Source organism: Geminicoccus flavidas (assembly GCF_009806515.1).
Lineage (GTDB): Bacteria > Pseudomonadota > Alphaproteobacteria > Geminicoccales > Geminicoccaceae > Geminicoccus > Geminicoccus flavidus.
Genome location: NZ_WUJP01001048.1, coordinates 1 through 2,594, shown reverse-complemented (window position 1 = coordinate 2,594; position 2,594 = coordinate 1). Strand labels below are relative to the sequence as shown.

3 protein-coding genes and 1 tRNA gene are annotated in these 2,594 nt (G+C 71.1%); all 4 read left to right on the top strand.

Translation table 11 applies throughout. From position 1 onward, the window contains the following. A partial coding sequence (locus EQG76_RS30080; protein ID WP_235031630.1) for a PepSY domain-containing protein occupies nt 1-196 on the top strand: 196 nt, incomplete at its 5' end. 13 nt (nt 197-209) lie between these two features. Further along, the gene (locus tag EQG76_RS30075) at nt 210-881 is read left to right on the top strand and encodes a response regulator transcription factor (protein WP_159718922.1); all 672 of its coding nucleotides are present in this window, start codon (nt 210-212) and stop codon (nt 879-881) included. Then, nucleotides 878-2,233 (top strand): sensor histidine kinase, encoded by a 1,356-nt coding sequence (locus EQG76_RS30070; protein ID WP_159718921.1) that lies wholly within the window; start codon nt 878-880, stop codon nt 2,231-2,233. The genes EQG76_RS30075 and EQG76_RS30070 overlap by 4 nt, the downstream gene beginning before the upstream one ends. Before the next feature lie 69 nt (nt 2,234-2,302). Further along, a tRNA-Met gene (locus EQG76_RS30065) sits at nt 2,303-2,377 on the top strand. Nucleotides 2,378-2,594: the final 217 nt, after the last annotated feature.

Below are 2,594 nucleotides of genomic sequence, written 5' to 3'. Positions count from 1 at the left end.
CTCGGGCGACATCCTGCCGATGTGGGACGTGGTCCGGCGGCTGGGCCCGGAGCTCAGCGGCCAGGTGGTAGCGACCGACATCGTCCAGCGGGACGGGCGCTGGCTCTATCAGTTCCAGGTGCTGCGCCCGGACGGGCAGCTGGTCCGGGTGCTGGCCGACGCCCATACCGGCGTGCCCGTCCGTGGCGGCAGATAGGGGATCCGTTGCGGTGAAAGTGCTGGTGATCGAGGACGAAGCGGCGATCGCGGCCAGGATCGTGCAGGCACTGGCCGCAGCCGGCTTCGTGCCCGAGCAGGCGCAAGACGGCGAAGACGCCCTGTTCCGTGCCATTGAGGAGGAGTTCGCTGCGATCGTGCTGGACCTGGGCCTGCCGCTCCTGGACGGGCTGTCCCTCCTGCGCCGGATGCGGGCTGCCGGCAGAACCACCCCGGTCCTGATCGTGAGTGCCCGGGCCAGCTGGAGCGAGCGGGTCGAGGGTATCGACGCCGGTGCCGACGACTATCTGGGCAAGCCGTTTCGGGTCGAGGAGCTGGTGGCCAGGGTGCGCGCCCTGGTCCGCCGTGCGCACGGCCATGCCCATGCGGTGCTAACGGTCCGGGGCATCGAGCTCGATACGCGGGCGCGCACCGTCGCGGTGGACGGGGTGCCGGTGGCGCTCACCGCCGCGGAATACCGGCTGCTCCACCTGCTCATGCAGAATGCCGGGCGGGTGCTGAGCCGCCAGGAGCTGGCGGACCAGCTCTATGCCGAGCACGAGGAGCGCGAATCCAACACGCTGGAGGTGCTGGTCGGCCGGCTGCGCCGTAAGGTCGGCGAGGACGCGATCCGCACCCGGCGCGGCCAGGGCTACCTGATCGTTGCCGACGAGGCGGGCGGTTGACCGCCAGGTCCCTCAAGCTCCGCCTGATCCTGGGCTCGGCGGTCTGGATCTTGGTGGCGCTGCTGGCAGCCGGGCTCGCCCTGCAATGGTTCTTCCGCGACCTGGCCGAGCGCCGGCTGGAGGAGGAGCTGGTCCGCCATCTGGACCAGATCACCGGCCGCCTCGCGATCACGCTGGACGGTGCCGCCCGGCTGGACGTCCCCTTGAGCGACCCCCGCTTCGCTACCCCCTTTTCCGGGCTCTACTATGTGGTGATCGGCCCGGATGGCCGGGCGGTGCGCTCCCGCTCGCTTTGGGACAGCGAGCTTGACCTGCCGGCCGAACCGGCCGCCGGGGCAGACGGGATCGCCAGCTATGAGCTGGTGGCCGACGGTGCCGGCCCGGTGCGGGTGGTCGAGCGCAGAGTGCGCGCCTATGACGTGGCGGGCGACGCAAGGATCGCGGTGGCCGCCAGCATCGGTCCCCTGATCGCCGATGTCGCGAGCTTCACTCGGTTCCTGGTCACCAGCCTCGCCTTGCTGGGCCTGCTGCTCCTGCTGGCCGCCTTCCTCGCGATCCGGCTGGGCCTCTTGCCGCTGGACCGCCTGGGCCTGGAGGTCGCGCGCATCCGCAAGCGCGAGGCTGAGCGGCTCGGCGCCGACGTGCCGAGCGAGCTGGCGCCGCTGGTGGACGAGCTGAACGGCCTGCTCGCCGACAACCGGGCGATAGTGGAGCGTGCCCAGCAGGATGCCGCCGACCTGGCCCATGGCCTGAAGACGCCGCTGACCATCCTCAATCACGAGGCTGAACTCCTGGCCGTGGGCGGCGATCCCGAGCTGGGGCAGCGGCTGCAGGTCCAGGTCGAGCGGATGCGGCGGCGCATCGACCAGCGCTTGGCCCGGGCGCGGGCCCAGGCGAGGCTGCGCTCGGGCGAGGTCGTGGCAGTAGCCCCGGTGGTGACCGGGCTGGTCCAGGTCGTGCGCCCGCTGCTGGAGCGGCGGGGCCTCCAGCTCGAGCTGGATCTCGCACCTGGCCTGCGGTTCGGCGGCGCTCGCGAGGATCTGGAGGAGATGCTGGGCAACCTCCTGGAGAACGCGGCGAAATGGGCCGGACACCGCATTCTGGTGACCGGTCGCCTGACCGAAGGCAGGCTGGTGCTGGTTGTGGCCGATGACGGCCCGGGGCTGCCCGACGCGGATCGCGCGCGTGCGCTCAGCAGGGGCGGCCGGCTGGACCAGCAGACGCCCGGTGACGGGCTGGGCCTGGCGATCGTGGGCGACCTGGTCGAGTTGCACCGCGGCCGGATGACGCTCGACCGGGCCCGCCTGGGCGGCCTGCAGGTCACCCTGACCCTGCCGGCCGGCGGCGAGTAGCGACCGATGGGTCGGGCTGAAGCCCGAACTTGACAGGATCGCCGGCCGCCCCTACCTCCACGCCCGTGTGGCGGCGTAGCTCAGTGGTAGAGCAAAGGACTCATAAGCCTTGGGTCGGGGGTTCAAATCCCTCCGCCGCTACCATCCCTTCGGGCGGCACTCGCCCGCCAGTCTGGCCAGCCGGCCGAGCGCAGCCCCGGACCTGATCCTTGACGAGCGACCGTATCGGGTTCCTTGCGGGGCTTTCGGCCTATTCGCTGTGGGGCCTCTACCCCTTCTACTTCAAGGCGCTGGACCATGTGACGAGCGTCGAGGTGCTGGGGCACCGGATCGTCTGGTCGCTGGTGATGCTGGCCCTGTT